Here is a 16,343-nt window from a genome sequence, read left to right as displayed (position 1 = left end):
ACTTCCGCCGCCGAACTTAGTGCCGCAACTATTCCCAAATCTGCTCAAATGACTTACCTTTAATGCTATCAAATGATAGCATCATGAAGCCTCCCTATCAGATCAATTCGGAAATACTTCGCCTGCTTACTGAGGTGTCGGAGAAAATTGGGGCCGTCAACGCCAGCTTTCTGATCAAACCGTCCCCAACTCTGCGGAAGCAAAACCAGATCAAAACAATTCACTCTTCCTTGAAAATAGAGGGTAATACATTGTCAGAAGATCAGATAACAGCACTGATTGAAAACAAGCGGGTGATTGGCCCTGAAAGAGATATTATGGAGGTTCGGAACGCCATTGAGGTCTACGATAAAATCGAGAGCTTCAGGTTTGATTCCGAAAAGTCGTTCCTGGCTGCACAAAAAATGCTTATGAAGTCGCTTGAGAAGGATGCTGGCTCCTACCGGAAAAAAGGTGTGGGCATTGTGAAGGGCTCAAAAGTCCAACACCTTGCCCCACCAGCCGAAAATGTTGCTTTTTTGACGAAGGATCTCTTCAAGTATCTCAAAACGGACAATGATATTCCTCTGATCAAAAGTTGCGTTTTTCACTATGAGGTAGAGTTTATCCACCCGTTTATGGATGGCAATGGAAGAATGGGAAGACTTTGGCAAACTGTGATCCTGATTAGCAAATTTCCCATCTTTCAGTTTCTTCCTTTTGAAACGCTCATTTCGGCCAATCAGTCAGACTATTACAAAGCCCTTTCTGATAGCGACAAGGCCGGACATTCAACTCCATTCATCGCCTACATGCTTGGCGTCATTAGCCTGGCGCTGGATAGCGTACTTCAAACCAAAGGAGCGAGTCAATCGCAAGTTGATCGGCTCCAGTATTTCCTGTCTCTGAAGATTAAGTCATTTACCCGAAAAGGTTACATGAATGTTTTCAAGACACTTTCAACTGCCACCGCCAGCCGTGACTTAAAAAAAGGAGTTGAATTGGGGCATTTCAGCGTCCTCGGTATGAATCGCTTGACAACCTACAAGGTGATAGAAAAGAAAATCTAGCCCAGCTTACTCACACCTCCCCATACCTAAAGCAATCCACCACATGGTCGTTCACCAAAGCCTAGACTTGTGTCTGGGCACAAACGACTGTCCCACTAGGCGATTGAACCCTACCCGAACGAGATTTCGCTTAGTGAAGACTTCCCCCGTATACCATTACACGCACACAAAAAATCTACCGTTGGAGACATAATTCACGACGCGCCAACATCCATTGACTATCTTCAAATCCACGCCACGAACAGTCATTCTTTTTAGTCTCCAGCACCTAAACCGAGGAATAGCTATACTCTTTAACAAAAGGACATGATAAGACCAACCATTTTAACCTTTCTCCTGATTTTCTCTCATTTGGCTTTTGCCCAAAAGCTGACCAAAGACGAAAAGAAGGTAGTATCAATCGTAGATGCCAACATGAGAGAGGCCCTCGACTTTCTCGAAAAAATAGTCAACATCAACAGCGGCACCTACAATATAGCCGGTGTGAGGGAGGTTGGCGACGTGTTTAAAAGCGAGCTGGATGCACTCGGTTTTGAAACAAAATGGATAGAGATGCCCGCCGACATGAAAAGAGCTGGTCATGTCTTCGGTGAAATGAAAGGAGAAAAGGGCAAAAAGCTTCTTCTCATGGGCCACATGGATACCGTATTTGAGCCTGCTGGAGACGCCACTGGCTTTGTCCGTCAAGACACCATCGCTTTCGGACCGGGCACTTACGACATGAAAGGCGGCGACATGGTGCTATTGTTTGCCCTAAAGGCACTGCATGAAGCCAAATTACTGGATGGGTCACAAATCATCGTTGCCTACCACGGGGACGAAGAAGCGGCTGGGCGACCGATCAGTGTAAGCCGGGGCGACCTTATCGATGCTGCCAAAAGAAGCGACATAGCCCTGTCTTTTGAAGGCAATACCGGCTTCGAATATGCAACAGTAGCCCGCCGTGGATCCAGCGGGTGGGCACTTACCGTGACAGGTAACCAGGCACACTCTTCCCGAATTTTTACGCCTGAAGTAGGAGCCGGGGCTATCTACGAAAGTGCCCGCATCCTACATAGATTTTACGAGGAGCTACAGGAAACCAACCTTACTTACAGCGCTGGCACCATTGCTGGTGGTACCACGATAGAAATGACTGGTACAGGGCAACAGGTGGCTGGCAAAAGCAATATTGTACCCAACACTGTATTGATAAAGGGCGACCTACGATTTCTGTCTGAAGAGCAAAAAGAGAACACCCGGAAAAAAATGAGCGCCATTGTGGAAGATCACCTGCCCGGCACATCGGCTGAAATCACCTTTGAAGACGGATATCCTGCCATGTCCCCCACCGAAGGCAACATGAGTGTGCTGAAAATGCTTAATCAGGTAAGTCTCGATTTGAGCCAGGGAGAAGTAAAGCCCTACGACCCTGGAAAAAGAGGTGCTGGCGACATTTCCTTTATCGCCGAATACATAGACGGACTTGACGGCCTGGGTGCCATGGGCAAGGGATCCCATTCTCCGGAAGAGTATGTGGATCTTACCACGCTCGACAGCCAGATCAAAAGGGCGGCGATCCTGATATACCGACTTAGCAAAGAAGAGACTGGGAATAACAAAGGACGTTAAAAGAGTAGCCCCCGGGGGCTACTCTTGCATAGCGCTTAAAGCTTCTTCGCCGATTTAGAGACCACTTTCTTCAAAGTACCCTGAAGCTCCTTGAGTAGTTGGTCAGCTGCATCCTCACACATAGGCTGCACTTTTTCCTTGTCCATGATAGGAATTCCCGCAACTAGCGGAAGGCTCTTTTTGGAAATCCCTTTCTCGTTGATGTCGAACACTTTTTTCCCCTCCTTGTCGTAGCAAATCATGTTGTAGAAGGCCTTAATTTTGACCACCCCGACCCCCATCACTGCCATTTTCTCAAGCTCAAAGCCAATGAACACCATCAAAACTCCGTCAGCTGAAGTCTTAAAAATAGAAGCCATCGCATCTTTGTCGGCCTTACCCATTCCCAGCAATGGCCTGGCGAGATTCTTATACCCTTGCTTTGACAAAACATACATTGCCTTGTCATATTTAGGGTCATAGGCCTGGTACTCAGCGTTGTTCAACACATCATTTTCCGGAAGCAGCTGAAACGGAAATCCTTTGGCAAAGTCGTCGTTAAACGATTTGTAGAAGCTATCGAATACTGATTGAAGATCAAAGTTGTTATTGGCGGCCAAAACGGTGATCTCACTAACAAGACCAGCGTTGGTGCCAAAGTCGCCCGGCCCGATTTCTTTGTTCACTGAAAAATTAACGAGAGCCACTTTTTTCTGCGCTTGTGCCTCAGAGCAAAAGATGATTACAAGAAGGATAAAAATAGTTTTTTTCATTTTGTTGGCTGTTAAAAATAAAAAATCACTGAATATTGTCCTTTATTACAACCCAACAAAATTTAATTGCCATTTTATTTATAAAAATATTCTAAAATTGCTGCTATTTCTTTCAAAATCATGACAGAAACATTGGCGTTCGTTGGTCTGTGGGTCATCGAATGTTGAGTTTTATTACACCTCCCCATACCTAAAGCAATCCACCACGTGGTCGTTCACCAGGCCGCAGGCTTGCATGTGGGCGTAAATGACGGTGCTGCCGACGAACTTGAAGCCTCGCTTTTTCAGGTCTTTGCTCAAGGCGTCCGACTCTTTGGTTGTCGGTGGAGCTGTTTTGTAGTCTTTCCATTGGTTCACTATAGGCTTGTTGTCTACAAACTGCCAAATGTACTTGTCGAAGCTGCCGAACTCCTGCTGCACTTTAAGAAACTGCTGTGCGTTGGTTACGGCACTTTGCACCTTAAGCCGGTTGCGGATGATGCCCGGAAAAAGGAGCAGCTCTTCCACAATCTGCGGCGTAAACTGCGCCACTATCTCAGGGTCGAAACCGGCGAATGACTCACGGTAGCCGGCCCGCTTTTTCAGAATGGTGCTCCAGCTCAGCCCAGCCTGCGCTCCTTCGAGGATCAAAAATTCGAAATGCTTGCGGTCGTCATGCACTGGCACTCCCCACTCCTCGTCGTGGTACTTCACATAGTCATCGAAGCCGAGGCACCAGGCACAGCGTTTCTTGTTGTCATTCATTGGGAGAGGTAATCGTTTAAAAAGCCTGTGATGGTTTCCGCCGCATGATAGAAGAAGCTGAACGGTGTTGTTTCAAAAGTATCCGTCGGCTGATGGTAGTACTTATGGTCTTCTACCCCAAAATAAAGAAAGGGGATTTTCTGCTTGTGAAAAGGCCCATGGTCGGACGACATCGTCCAGTCGTCGTGACCGCTGCCAGGAATATCGTGCCCAAGTTTCAGCACCACCTTAGCGTAACGTTTGCCAGTTAAATCGACCAATGGCTTCAGCTGCGGGTAATGATAAGTGCCACAAACATACAGCTCGTTCTTATAGCCTTTACTCACCATATCCATATTCACATTCAGCTTTACTGGGATATTGGCCTTTTGCAGGTATTCAACCAGGGCATAACCTCCCAGCAAGCCGGTTTCCTCCGCATCCAGCGCAGCAAAAATGATGGTGTACTTTGGCGTCGTTTTCTTTGCGACAAAAAGCCAGGCGGCCTCCAGCAGCACGCTCACCCCAGATGCATTGTCGTCCGCACCAAAATAAATCTCTTTGTTCTTGACGCCGAGATGATCATAGTGGGCGGTAACAACAACGGCCGAATCACTTTCTCCCTTCAAAAATCCAACTACATTCACTCCCTGAGAGGGGTAGTTCTTTGCCTTCATATCGAACGGAATGAACCAGTTGCTCTCAAGTGGGTAAAGTCCGGCGTAGTTAAAATTGTTTTTAATAAAAATACGGGCCCTGCTAATGCCGTTGGTGCCACTCATCCGCCCGGCCATTTCCTGAGACGAAAGCGCTTTTAAGGCATTCATCAGTCTCGTGGAGTCAACGCTGACCTGAGCATGGCTCATGAACCTACAGAAAAGCAGCAGGCATATGAAAGCATACCCTGTGCGGTGTGTTATGATTTTTGCTCTGACTTGCATTTCTTCCGAAAATATCTTGTTTTACAAAGCCGGAGGGAATCCCGAAGGAATCGCCGGGCTTCCTTTCGATCTATTGTCCGTTTTTTCCATAAATAGCTATTGTTCCTACAATAATAGAAACTTATCCCTGTTGAATATGATAGTAATCCGAAATATCCCCATGAAACATTTGTTAAAATTCACATTTGCCCTTTGCCTGATTGGTTTTACTGCCCAGGCACAGGAAGAAGAAATAAATATAGCAGGTTTTCGGTTTCTGGACTACACCAACGACCTGCCTGCTGATCTTTTGTCGAGTCGTTCTGCAGTGCTGGTGAGCGTACCACCCAAAAGCAGAGGCACTTCTGAGAGGGGCGACTGGAGGGGTTTTTCAACCGAAATGCACCAGGAGTTTCGCAAAATGGGCATTGATGCTGTTGCCTACCTGAATATCGACGACGTGATGGCTGGCACAGATGTAACCGGAGCATTTTCGGACTTCCTCAACTCCCGTGAGATCAAAAACCTGATTCTCCTGAGCAAGGTGAATCTTAAAATTGCTGGAAAAGAAAGTGAAAGAGTGGTGGTGGTAATCACTCCCTACAACGGCACGAAAACCTATATGTCGAACGGTCAGCAGGCCTGGAAAGATCAGGACAAAGACCTTGAAAAGGTGGTGAAAAACCTGGGCAAGGCGGTTTACAAATCGAAGCAGGAAAACAAAAACTTCCTCATCACTGAGAAGCCCGAGTTCTTTACAGACGTGGATATTATCACAAAAAGGCGGTTCCCATCTTTTGCCGGTGACTTGAAAATTGACAAGCTGGCGGTACCCATGTATACCAAGGTGGAAATTCCAGCCGATAAGCCCGGAGGCATTGTCAACAACAATGTGGAAAAGGAAATACAGAAGTACAACGCTAAAGTAGCGAGCTCCAATAATGTGCTGAAAGGTGCTATGCAGGATTACCCCTTCAAGTATGAGTTGGTGGAATATGACGGTGACGACAAGAAGCTGTACAATGCGGGTTATCAGTATGTGCTGCTCAACCTCAACACTACCGGGTACACCATCAGGGAGATGCTGAACTATGAGGTGGACAAGAATGAAACCGACTACATTACCATGAAGACCAGCAATGGGAAGGCAATTCTAAGAACTATTCCTGTGAATGCCCCGGTGTATAAATTTTATGTGAAGCACCTGGTGACGGGCGATGTGTACCTGGGCACGAAGTGGGATGCTGATGAAACAATGGACGAGGCGCTGAGCAATTATATCCAGAATTTTAAAGATGAGCTGAAGATCAGGTAGGTTTTTAGGATTGCAATGGGCTGCACCCATTGCAAGTGAATATCGCCCCTTCAGAGCTTGGGCTGGAAAAGAAAAAAGGCCCTGACGTCGAGCGTAAGGGCCTTTTTTAATGCACACTGGGGCTAGGCAATCTATAATCTATTTTTGTCGTGCCACCAGCCTGGCTATCGCCTTCGCTGTGGGCACGACTATTTCGAGCCGTCTTTGAATTTGTCAAACCTGCTCTTACTGTCTACCCTTGGATACACATTGTTGCTTTGCTGAATGTCAGGAATCTCGTTTTTAGGGTCCAGCTTGATGCCAATTACCTGCTTGTCTTTAGCAAACACCTTGGTTACCTGCTGTTCGTTGAGTCTCCATATTTCTGCCGGAATCTTCTCCACCTCTTTGGTACCGTCGGCATAAGACCACTCGATGATGATAGGCATCATCAGCCCTCCTTCGTTTTTGAAAGTTACTTCATAGAAGTTCTTTTCAGCGTTTCTTTTCTGAATGGCCTTGTCGTCAACTGAGTTTTTGAATTCACCGTATTCCGTGCTTTTGGTATTGGCCATCGTAAAAGGTTTCGGAGCTGCAAGACCATTTTCAGCAGCAGCATCACCTCCACTGAGTGTGCCATCACCACTTACTTTTACCTGATTTTCGAAGCCTTTGGCGTCAATGTTCATCTTGTACCAGGTCACTTTATCCACAGCTATGTCGCAGGCATCCACACTATAAAACCAGCCTTTCCAAAACCAGTCGAGATCCACAGCCGAAGCGTCTTCCATCGTTCTGAAGAAGTCGGCAGGTGAAGGGTGCTTAAATGCCCATCGCTGAGCATATTCTTTGAAGGCTGCATCGAAAAGCTCGGGGCCCATTACTGTTTCACGCAATAGTACGAGACCAGCTGACGGCTTGCCGTACGCCTCGTAGCCCAAGGATCTTCCGTTTTCAGGGTTGGTCATGATGGGGCGAAGGTTGTTTTTGTCTCCCTTCATATAATTTACAACTCCCGCAGGCGTACCCCAGGTGGTATCAAAGGAAGAATAGTTTTCAACGATTGTTTGATGCTCAAGAAAAGTGTTGATACCCTCATCCATCCAGGCCCACTGGCGTTCGTCGTTGTTAATGATCATCGGGAAATAGTTGTGCCCAACCTCATGCACAATTACGCCTACCATGCCTTCAAGTGTCCTTTGCGAATAAGTGCCATCGGGGTTCGGACGGCCAAAGTTGAAGCAAATCATTGGGTACTCCATGCCAATGGAAGCTGTATGAATCGACTGAGCTACAGGATAAGGATAGTCGATGGTGTATTTCGAATAAGTCTTCAATGTGTTTACCACTGCTTTAGTTGACTCTTTTTCCCAAAGTGGATTTCCTTCTTTTGGATAAAAGCTCATTGCCAACGGTGTATTGTTTTCGAACTTCACAGCCTGAGCATCCCAGATAAACTTGCGGGAAGAAACAAAGGCAAAGTCACGCACGTTTTCCGCCTTATAAACCCACGTCTTCGTTCCTTTTGCCCGGGATTTTTCGTTTTGAATAGCCTCCTCCTGTGTAATGATGATCACCGGTTTGTCGAAGCTTTTCTTTGCCTTCTCAAAACGTTCCAATTGCGTAGCGGTAAGCACTTCCTTTGGGTTCTGCAAAACGCCTGTTGAAGCCACCACATGATCAGCCGCAGTAGTGATACGCACGGTGTAGTCACCAAAAGCAAGGGCAAACTCACCAGACCCAAGGAACTGCTTATTTTGCCAGCCATTCACGTCGTCGTACACCGCCATGCGTGGAAACCACTGGGCAATCGTGTACAAATAGTTGCCATCCTTAGGGAAATATTCATAGCCGGAGCGCCCGCCCAACTGCATACGGTCGTTGATGGTGTATGACCAGGCCACTTTGAAAGAGACTTCACCACCTGACTTCAGCGGCTGCGGAAGATCTACCCGCATCATGGTTTTGTTGATGGTATAGGGAATGGCTTTGCCGTCTACCGTCTTAACAGAGGCGATTTTGAAGCCTCCATCGAAGTCCTGATCTCTGGTGATCCGCTGCTGTAGCGACTTGCCGGAAATGGTGTCAGGCATGCTGCTGGAAGACACCAGCGGAGTGTTGGAGTCCTTTGCCCTCATGTTCTGGTCGAGTTGCAACCAAAGATACTTGAGCTGGTCAGGTGACTGGTTGTGATAAGTGATTGTTTCTTCACCAGTCACCGACTGGTTGTTGTCGTTCAGTGTTACCGAAATATCGTAGTCGGCTTTTTGCTGCCAGTACTCCCGTCCGGGAGCTCCTGAGGCAGTTCGGTACGTATTTGGCGTGGGCAGCATGGTGCCCATTTGCTCAAACTTTTGGCCCCATTGTCCCTGGGCGTTAACATTTTCTGCTGTGATGATGCCCGCTGTAATGGCCAGGCAACTAAAAAGAATCCTTTTCATAAACATTGAGTATTTGATAATCAGTCTTTGGGTTTTTGTCGTTCATTTATCTACCAAATAAGCCCGGAAAACACTTTCCCGGGCTCACTTACAGTATGTTTTACTTTTCTATTTTTCTTAGTTCTTCTTTTCCTTGAACTGATCAAAGCGGGTTTTTACATCCTGGCGAGGGAACACATTATTGTCCAGCTCCACATCGGCTGTTTCTTTGTCCGGATCAAGCTGAATATTTACCACTTCCTTGTTTTTGGCAAACACCTTGGTCACTTCGTGCTCATTGTGTCTCCAGATTTCGGCAGGGATATACTCCTTTTCTTTGGTGCCGTCGGCGTAAGTCCATTCAATAATAACGGGAGTTACAAGGCCGCCAGCATTTTTCAGGGTCAATTCATAAAAATTGGTGTTGATATGCTTTTGCTTAATCGCCTCATCATCCACTTTGTTCATAAACTCTCTGTAAGAGTCGTCGGAAGTGCCGCTGAACACGAAAGTCTCTGCAGCCTCCTGAAAGTTCGTGGCTGGCGCTTTCTTGCCATCGGCTCCCATCACTTCGCCTGAAGCCGTTACCTGGTTTTCGAAGCCTTTTTCGTTGGTGGCCATTTTGTACCATTTTACATTGTCAACCGCCACGTCTACATGATCGGTTGAGTAGAACCAACCTCTCCAAAACCAGTCAAGGTCCATGGCCGATGCGTCTTCCATGCTGCGGAAAAAGTCGGCTGGTGATGGGTGCTTGAAAGCCCACCTGTCTGCATATTCCTTGAAAGCATAGTCGAAGAGCTCGGGGCCCATAATGGTTTCCCTCAACACGCTAAGCGCTGCGGCCGGCTTTGCGTAGGCATTGTTGCCAAACTGGAGGATTTGCTCAGAGTTGGTCATGATCGGGCGAATGCCCTCTTTATCACCTTTCATGTAGTCGACAATGCAGGCAGCGCAACCACGGCGGATTGGCATGTCAGGGTAATGCTCTTTTTGCGTAAGCGACTGAACAAAGGTATTCAGGCCTTCGTCCATCCAGGTCCACTGACGTTCGTCGGAGTTGATGATCATTGGGAAGAAGTTGTGCCCTACCTCGTGCACAATCACGCCGATCATGCCCCACTTTTTCTGGTCTGTGTAGCTGCCATCAGGATCAGGGCGGCCAAAGTTGAAGCAGATCATTGGGTATTCCATACCGATGGAAGCCGCATGCACGGAAATCGCTTTGGGATAAGGATAGTCAATAGTATGCTTTGAATAGGTAATTAACGTGTTAGCCACAGCTCTTGTCGACTCCTTCTCCCATAGCGGGTTGCCTTCTTTGGGGTAGTAGCTCATAGCAAGTGGCGTTTTTCCATTGATATCAACCGCCATGGCATCCCAAATGAACTTTCTGGAAGTAGCAAAGGCTACGTCACGCACATTTTCAGCTTTGAATGTCCAGGTTTTCTTTTCTTTCGACTTTGTCTTCTCAGCCTTTTCTGCTTCCTTCTGAGTAACAATAATCACTGGCTTATCGAAGGTGGTTTTCGCCTTTTCGAAGCGCTGAAGCTGCTCTGGCGTGAGCACCTGAGAGGCATTTTGCAGCGTACCTGTTGCGCCCAGAATATGATCGGCAGGCACAGTTACACTAAAAGTGAAGTCTCCGAAAGGCAGCGTAAACTCGCCTCTACCCAAAAACTGCTTATTCTGCCAGCCATTCACGTCATCGTATACCGCCATTCTGGGGTAAAACTGTGCGACGGTATAAACGTAGTTTCCATCCTTCGGAAAGTACTCATAACCTGAACGGGGACCTTCGAGCATCCGGTCATTGATATTGTAGGACCAGGCGATTTTGAATGAAACCTTTCCTCCCGGTTCCAGGGCTTTGGGCAAATCCACCCTCATCATGGTTTGGTTGATGGTGTATTTGAGGCCCTTGTCCGACATGTCTTTTACATAGGCAATCTTGAAGCCCCCATCGTAGTCAGCGTCATTTATCATAGTCTGCAATGCTTTCCCTGAAACAGAATCAGACATTGCCGTGGTAGTAACCAGGGGAGTGTTTGACGATTTGGCCCTCATGTTCTGGTCCAACTGCACCCACAGGTACGAAAGGCGATCAGGCGACAAGTTGTGATAGGTGATGGTTTCGGTGCCGGTAATACTCTGATTGTTGTCGTTCAGCTCAACTGAAATATCGTAGTCCGCTTTTTGTTGCCAGTAGTCTTTTCCGGGTGCGCCGGAGGCGGTACGGTAGCTATTGGGAGTGGGCAGCATTGTGCCAAGCTGCTCAAATTTCTGGCCCCATTCTCCCTGGGCTTTTACTAAATAACTTGTGCAAAGGGTCAATGCTACAATGAGTAGTTTCTTCATATCAGTTTCACTTTTTACCAAAATTTACTTTCTATAATCATTGTTAGTGATATGCCCGCCACAGCCGACGAAATCACCAAAATCCAGTCTCTTTTCTTTACGCTTCCCAAAGACATAAAAAGGAATGCTGCCACCATCACTGCCAAAACGATCACAATCTGACCCACCTCAAGGCCCAAATTGAAGGCGAGAAGCTGTGTGACAATGGATTCGTCTTTGCCCAGCAGGCTTTTTAGGTAGTTAGAAAAACCCATGCCGTGAATGAGTCCGAAAAACGCCGCAAACCAATAGTTGAGTTTCACACTTTTGTTGCTCACTTCAGCGTCTTTTTTGTAAATATTGGCCGCTGCCGTTACAAATATTGTAATCGGAATGAGAAACTCCACAAGCCCTGAGTCCACCTTGATAATGTCCAGCGTAGAAAGCGCCAATGTTAACGAATGACCCAAAGTGAAAGCGGTCACTAAAACAAGGACGTTTTTCCACTGTTGGGCCGAATAAATGGCGCACAGGGCAATAACAAACAATATGTGGTCGTAACCATTGATATCAAGAATGTGTTCCATTCCTAATCCAAAAAAGAGGCTAAACTCCGACATAGTTTTCTTAAGTTGCTGCCACAAAAAAGGTTGTAAGTATACATCTTAAATTTTGTACTTGCAGTAAATGTTGTTTCTATGGCAATGATTGTACATATCTTCCTCATATTCGTTACGTGGTTGGCTCACCCTTTTCATGTAAGTGTATGTGATGTGGAATTCAATGAAAAAACGAAGTCTCTGGAGATTTCCCAGCGCATTTTTCTTGACGATCTGGAAGAAGCTTTGAGAAAGAAAAGTGGCTGGACGACGCTGGACGTGGTGAACCCCTCAGATAAGAAGCGGTTTGATGCGCTTATGAAAGAGTTTGTGATAGAAAATCTTTCAATAGAAATAAATAATAAACCCGTAAAGCTCTCCTATCTCGGCCATGAGCTGGAATCGGATGCTATCTGGTGCTACCTCGAAGTGACCGGCGTGAACAATTTGACTACGATAGGGGTTGCAAATAGTGTGCTCATTGACACTTTTCCCGATCAGGTCAACTTGATCCACGTCAAAAAAGAAGGCAAAATACGATCGCTAAAATTATACAGGGATAACGCAAAGGGTAGTATCAGCTACTAGTTCTCCCGCTAATCTGAATTAATAATCACGTAAATTCTATTATGGACAAATTGGATCAATACCAGGAAGGACTCATTCAACTATTATTTGACTACGCTCCCAAGCTAGTGGCTGCCATCGTCATTCTTATCATTGGCTTTTATCTCATTGGCTTTTTCACCCGGTCTCTAAAAAAGCTAATGAAGAAAAGGGACGTCGATCCAACTCTCATTCCTTTCCTTTCCAATATTTTTAATATCGTCCTGAAGGCCATGGTGCTCATTTCGGTGGCTTCCATGGTGGGTATTCAAACGACTAGCTTTGTGGCCGTTATAGGCGCCGCAGGTTTGGCAATTGGCCTGGCCATGCAAGGCAGCCTTTCCAACTTTGCCGGTGGTGTTTTGATCATCATGTTTCGCCCCTACAGGGTGGGCGATTTTGTCGAAATGCAAGGGCAGGCAGGCACCGTGAACGCTATCCAAATTCTCTACACAGTGCTCAAGTCACCAGACAACAAAACAATTGTTATTCCCAACAGTGCCGTAATGGGAGGCACCATTACCAATTATTCAGTGGAAGACAATAGAAGGCTTGACCTCGTTTTCGGCGTGAGCTATTCAGATGACATCAAAAAGGTAAAAGAATTGCTTACTCAAATGGCGATGGATGATGAAAGAGTAATCAAAGATCCGGCACCGTTTATTGCCATTAAAGAAATGGCCGACAGCTCTGTAAATTTCCTTTTCAGGGTATGGGTGAAGAAAGAGGACTACTGGCCAATGACATTTGATATGCAGGAACGGGTGAAAAGCACGTTCGACAAAGAAGGTATTTCTATTCCGTTTCCTCAGCGGGACGTTCACCTTTTTCAGCAGAAATAAACTTGCCAAGGGGTAGCTCCTGGAAAATATCCCAGGTGCTGCCATTGTGCTTCAGTAAACAAATATTGTCAACAAGAAATGAAGCCTTTAGTGGCTTGTTTTCAAATTCCTGCCAAGCCTCGTGAAAGCGAGGCTTTTTTAAGTCCCTGAAAGCGAGTGTGATGTGCGGGTGAAAACCTCTGCCCTGATAGTCGGCATTGAACAAATTGAGCGATAAGCGCATAGACCGAGCCACTGTTTTCTGTAAATCGTGTAATTGAGGCGATTCAACCGGCTCAGCATAGATCACTCTCGGAGGAAAAGCTGCAAATCCCTTCAATGCCACCTCAAACGGGGTCAGCGGCAAACAGCATTCTTCCAGCGCACTAAGAAGCTTTTTCTCCTTGCTCTCCCGCCATTTAAAGGGCATGTGCAACGTAATGTGCGGTGGAGAATTAAGCGATTTGGAAGAATTATATTTATCCCTGAAGTACTCTTTCAGTTGGTGAAGTTCCGCCCTCAACGGCTCCGGCGGCACCACTGCCACAAAGTACAATTTCTCATCCCGAAGTAGGTTTTTTACCATTAAGCACTTAATAATTACTGAATTAGAGATTAAGCTATATTTTAGCAAATCTTTCGAAAACCATTCATTATGAGAAAAATTTACCTCTTTATTTTGGGCTTTGTATTGGCATCGTGCACAGCCTCCCAGGCCCCCGTGGCCACTACCCCTGCTTCAGGGGCGAGCGTAGCCTCCGCTACCAAGGACATTGCTGGTTTTACATCAGGGATGGAAAAGTATGAAGGCTTTTTTCCTTTTTACTGGGACTCCAAAAAAGGCAAAGTATACCTTGAAGTAAACAAACTAAATTTTGAATTTTTATACATCAGCTCCCTGCCTGCCGGAATTGGCTCCAACGATATAGGGCTCGACAGAGGACAGCTTGGTGGTGAAAAAGTTGTGAAGTTTGTCAGAAGCGGACCAAAAATACTGATGATTCAGCCCAACTACGACTACCGTGCCATCAGCAACGACGCACTTGAAAGAAAGTCGGTGGAGCAAGCATTTGCACAGTCGGCTATCTGGGGTTTTGATGTGCTGGCCGAAGAAGACTGGTCAGCGCTGGTAGACTTTACCGATTTTCTTCTCAGAGATTCGCATGGAGTAAGTCAGCGACTAAGCAGAGCCAAACAAGGCAATTATAGCCTGGACAAAAGCAGGTCAATGATTTACACCGAAATGACCAAAAACTTTCCTGAAAACAGCGAGTTTGAAGCCACCATTACCTTCACCGGCACACCTGCTGGGGCTTGGATCAGATCCGTGGTTCCTTCTCCGGAAGCCGTAACAGTCAGGATGCACCATTCTATGGTACAATTACCTGACTCAAGGTTCAAAACAAGGGCATTTGACCCAAGGTCGGGCTACTACGGCACCACTTATATGGACTACGCCACGCCGATTGACGAACCCATCACGAAAAGGACTATCAATCGTCACCGATTAGAAAAGGTTGATCCCAATGCCGCAGTGAGTGAGGCGGTTGAGCCTATCATCTACTACCTCGACCCAGGCACACCAGAGCCTATTCGCTCAGCGCTGCTTGAAGGAGCAGCTTGGTGGAACCAGGCGTTCGAAGCGGCAGGTTACAAAGATGCCTTCCAGGTGAAAATGCTGCCTGAAGACGCTGACCCGATGGATGTTAGATACAACCTGATTCAATGGATCCACCGGTCAACCAGGGGGTGGTCGTACGGAGCATCTGTTGCCGACCCAAGAACGGGCGAAATTATTAAAGGGCATGTGAGCCTCGGCTCATTGAGAGCACGCCAAGATTTTCTGATAGCAGAAGGGCTTTTGTCTCCGTATGAAGACGGAAAGCCGGTTTCCGATGAAATGATGAAAATGGTGCTGGCCCGTATCCGCCAGCTCTCAGCACACGAAGTGGGGCACACGCTAGGCATTGTTCACAGTTATGCCTCTAGTGTTAATAACAGAGCATCGGTGATGGACTATCCACACCCGTATGTGAAAATGGATGCGAACGGGAACATCGATCTTTCCGAAGCCTACGCTGTTGGCATTGGCGAGCTGGATAAGCAAATAATTAAATACGGTTATTCTGACTTTCCCGACGGAACCGACGAAGCAGCGGCGCTTGATAAAATCATCAAAGAAACTTTCAGCAAAGGATTGATGCATATTACCGATCAGGACTCAAGGCCCGTCGGTGGAGCCCATCCTTACTCCCACTTGTGGGACAACGGCACTGATGCTGCCGACGAACTGAATCGAATGATGGCGGTGAGAAGAAAAATACTTGATGATTTTTCCGAAAAGACCATTCGCCCCGATGCCCCCATGGCACTGATAGAAGAGGCGCTGGCACCCATGTACTTGTTCCATCGCTATCAGGTAGACGCCACATCGAAAGTGGTTGGCGGGCTTAATTACAACTACGCCATAAAAGGAGACGGGCAATTCACTACCAAATACCTGGAGCCTGCCATGCAGATGAAAGCATTCGATGCGCTGTTGGCTACGATGACACCAGAAGCTTTGGCCTTGCCCGAAAAGCTCATTCAGCAAATTCCTCCCAGGCCTTACGGCTATCCGAGAACGAGGGAAACGTTTGAGGCACGAACAGGTGTTGCGTTTGACCCATTGTCGGCTGCTGAAACTGCCGCCGACCTTACGCTTTCTTACCTGATCCACCCGGAAAGAGCGACCAGACTTGTTGAGCACCATGCCCGCAACGCTGCGCAACCAGACTTCAGCGCACTTCTCAACAAGTTGACAGCCAGTACATGGAAGAAGGCACATCCTGCCGGCTATCATGGAGAAATCATGCGCACTGTCGACAAGCTGGTGATGTACCACCTGATGAACCTCAGTATCAATACCGGCGCCAACGATCAGGCAAGAGCTATTACCTACTTGCAATTGAAAGACCTGAAAAGCTGGATCGATGCAAAGGTGAAGTCTGAAAGTGATTCAGATCAAAAGGCGCATTTGACCATGGCCTCTGCTCAGCTTGGTCTGTTTTTCGAGAAGCCAGAAGTTGTCAAAGAATACTACAAAGAAACGAAAGCGCCTGACGGCTCTCCTATTGGCATGGACGAGGGAATGGCGTGCGGATTTTGAGCAAAAAGAAAAGTTCCGGGGTGCGTGGCACCCCGGAACTTCCTTTACTCCGATTGTCTTAAA

General features: G+C 46.9%; 13 protein-coding genes. 6 read left to right on the top strand and 7 right to left on the bottom strand.

Going from position 1 to position 16,343, the window contains the following annotated elements:
- The first annotated feature begins 83 nt into the window (after positions 1-83).
- Positions 84-1,049: a Fic family protein gene (locus AAC052_RS12345; protein WP_339813638.1), complete on the top strand. Its 966-nt coding sequence runs from the start codon at positions 84-86 to the stop codon at positions 1,047-1,049.
- A 306-nt stretch (positions 1,050-1,355) separates the two neighbouring features.
- Positions 1,356-2,660 carry a M20/M25/M40 family metallo-hydrolase gene (locus AAC052_RS12340; RefSeq protein WP_339813635.1) on the top strand — a complete coding sequence of 435 codons (1,305 nt, stop codon included), beginning with the start codon at positions 1,356-1,358 and terminating at the stop codon, positions 2,658-2,660.
- Between the two features lie 35 nt (positions 2,661-2,695).
- Here the strand turns inward: AAC052_RS12340 and AAC052_RS12335 are convergent, their stop codons facing one another.
- The 3 genes from AAC052_RS12335 to AAC052_RS12325 form a co-directional block, all read right to left on the bottom strand.
- Positions 2,696-3,412, bottom strand: coding sequence for a hypothetical protein (locus tag AAC052_RS12335; RefSeq protein WP_339813632.1), 717 nt, complete (start codon positions 3,410-3,412; stop codon positions 2,696-2,698).
- A 174-nt stretch (positions 3,413-3,586) separates the two neighbouring features.
- Entirely contained in the window at positions 3,587-4,156 is a 570-nt protein-coding gene (locus tag AAC052_RS12330) for a DNA-3-methyladenine glycosylase I (protein ID WP_339813630.1), read from the bottom strand.
- Positions 4,153-5,076, bottom strand: a complete 924-nt coding sequence (locus AAC052_RS12325) for a M28 family peptidase (RefSeq protein WP_339813628.1) — start codon at positions 5,074-5,076, stop codon at positions 4,153-4,155. The genes AAC052_RS12330 and AAC052_RS12325 overlap by 4 nt, the downstream gene beginning before the upstream one ends.
- Before the next feature lie 160 nt (positions 5,077-5,236).
- Between AAC052_RS12325 and AAC052_RS12320 the strand changes: the two genes are divergently transcribed.
- Positions 5,237-6,370 carry a hypothetical protein gene (locus tag AAC052_RS12320; RefSeq protein ID WP_339813626.1) on the top strand — a complete coding sequence of 378 codons (1,134 nt, stop codon included), beginning with the start codon at positions 5,237-5,239 and terminating at the stop codon, positions 6,368-6,370.
- 188 nt (positions 6,371-6,558) lie between these two features.
- Here the strand turns inward: AAC052_RS12320 and AAC052_RS12315 are convergent, their stop codons facing one another.
- The 3 genes from AAC052_RS12315 to AAC052_RS12305 all read right to left on the bottom strand — a co-directional run bounded on the left by AAC052_RS12315 (position 6,559) and on the right by AAC052_RS12305 (position 11,726).
- Positions 6,559-8,790: a M1 family metallopeptidase gene (locus AAC052_RS12315; RefSeq protein WP_339813624.1), complete on the bottom strand. Its 2,232-nt coding sequence runs from the start codon at positions 8,788-8,790 to the stop codon at positions 6,559-6,561.
- A gap of 117 nt (positions 8,791-8,907) precedes the next feature.
- Positions 8,908-11,127, bottom strand: a complete 2,220-nt coding sequence (locus AAC052_RS12310) for a M1 family metallopeptidase (RefSeq protein WP_339813623.1) — start codon at positions 11,125-11,127, stop codon at positions 8,908-8,910.
- 14 nt (positions 11,128-11,141) lie between these two features.
- The gene (locus tag AAC052_RS12305) at positions 11,142-11,726 is read right to left on the bottom strand and encodes a HupE/UreJ family protein (protein ID WP_317488900.1); all 585 of its coding nucleotides are present in this window, start codon (positions 11,724-11,726) and stop codon (positions 11,142-11,144) included.
- 78 nt (positions 11,727-11,804) lie between these two features.
- Here AAC052_RS12305 and AAC052_RS12300 point away from each other — a divergent pair, with 78 nt between their 5' ends.
- A complete protein-coding gene (locus AAC052_RS12300) occupies positions 11,805-12,293 on the top strand; it encodes a DUF6702 family protein (RefSeq protein ID WP_339813622.1) in 489 nt (162 codons plus the stop codon).
- A gap of 41 nt (positions 12,294-12,334) precedes the next feature.
- The gene (locus AAC052_RS12295; RefSeq protein WP_339813621.1) at positions 12,335-13,153 is read left to right on the top strand and encodes a mechanosensitive ion channel domain-containing protein; all 819 of its coding nucleotides are present in this window, start codon (positions 12,335-12,337) and stop codon (positions 13,151-13,153) included.
- Here AAC052_RS12295 and AAC052_RS12290 read toward each other — a convergent pair.
- Complete coding sequence (locus tag AAC052_RS12290; RefSeq protein WP_339813619.1) at positions 13,107-13,718, bottom strand: 2'-5' RNA ligase family protein; 612 nt, start codon at positions 13,716-13,718, stop codon at positions 13,107-13,109. The genes AAC052_RS12295 and AAC052_RS12290 overlap by 47 nt on opposite strands.
- Positions 13,719-13,787: 69 nt before the next feature.
- Here AAC052_RS12290 and AAC052_RS12285 point away from each other — a divergent pair, with 69 nt between their 5' ends.
- Complete coding sequence (locus tag AAC052_RS12285) at positions 13,788-16,280, top strand: zinc-dependent metalloprotease (RefSeq protein WP_339813617.1); 2,493 nt, start codon at positions 13,788-13,790, stop codon at positions 16,278-16,280.
- Positions 16,281-16,343: the final 63 nt, after the last annotated feature.

Origin of the sequence: uncultured Imperialibacter sp., from assembly GCF_963974565.1 — a bacterium.
Taxonomy (GTDB): domain Bacteria; phylum Bacteroidota; class Bacteroidia; order Cytophagales; family Cyclobacteriaceae; genus Imperialibacter; species Imperialibacter roseus.
This window is presented reverse-complemented; position numbering and strand designations above follow the sequence as displayed.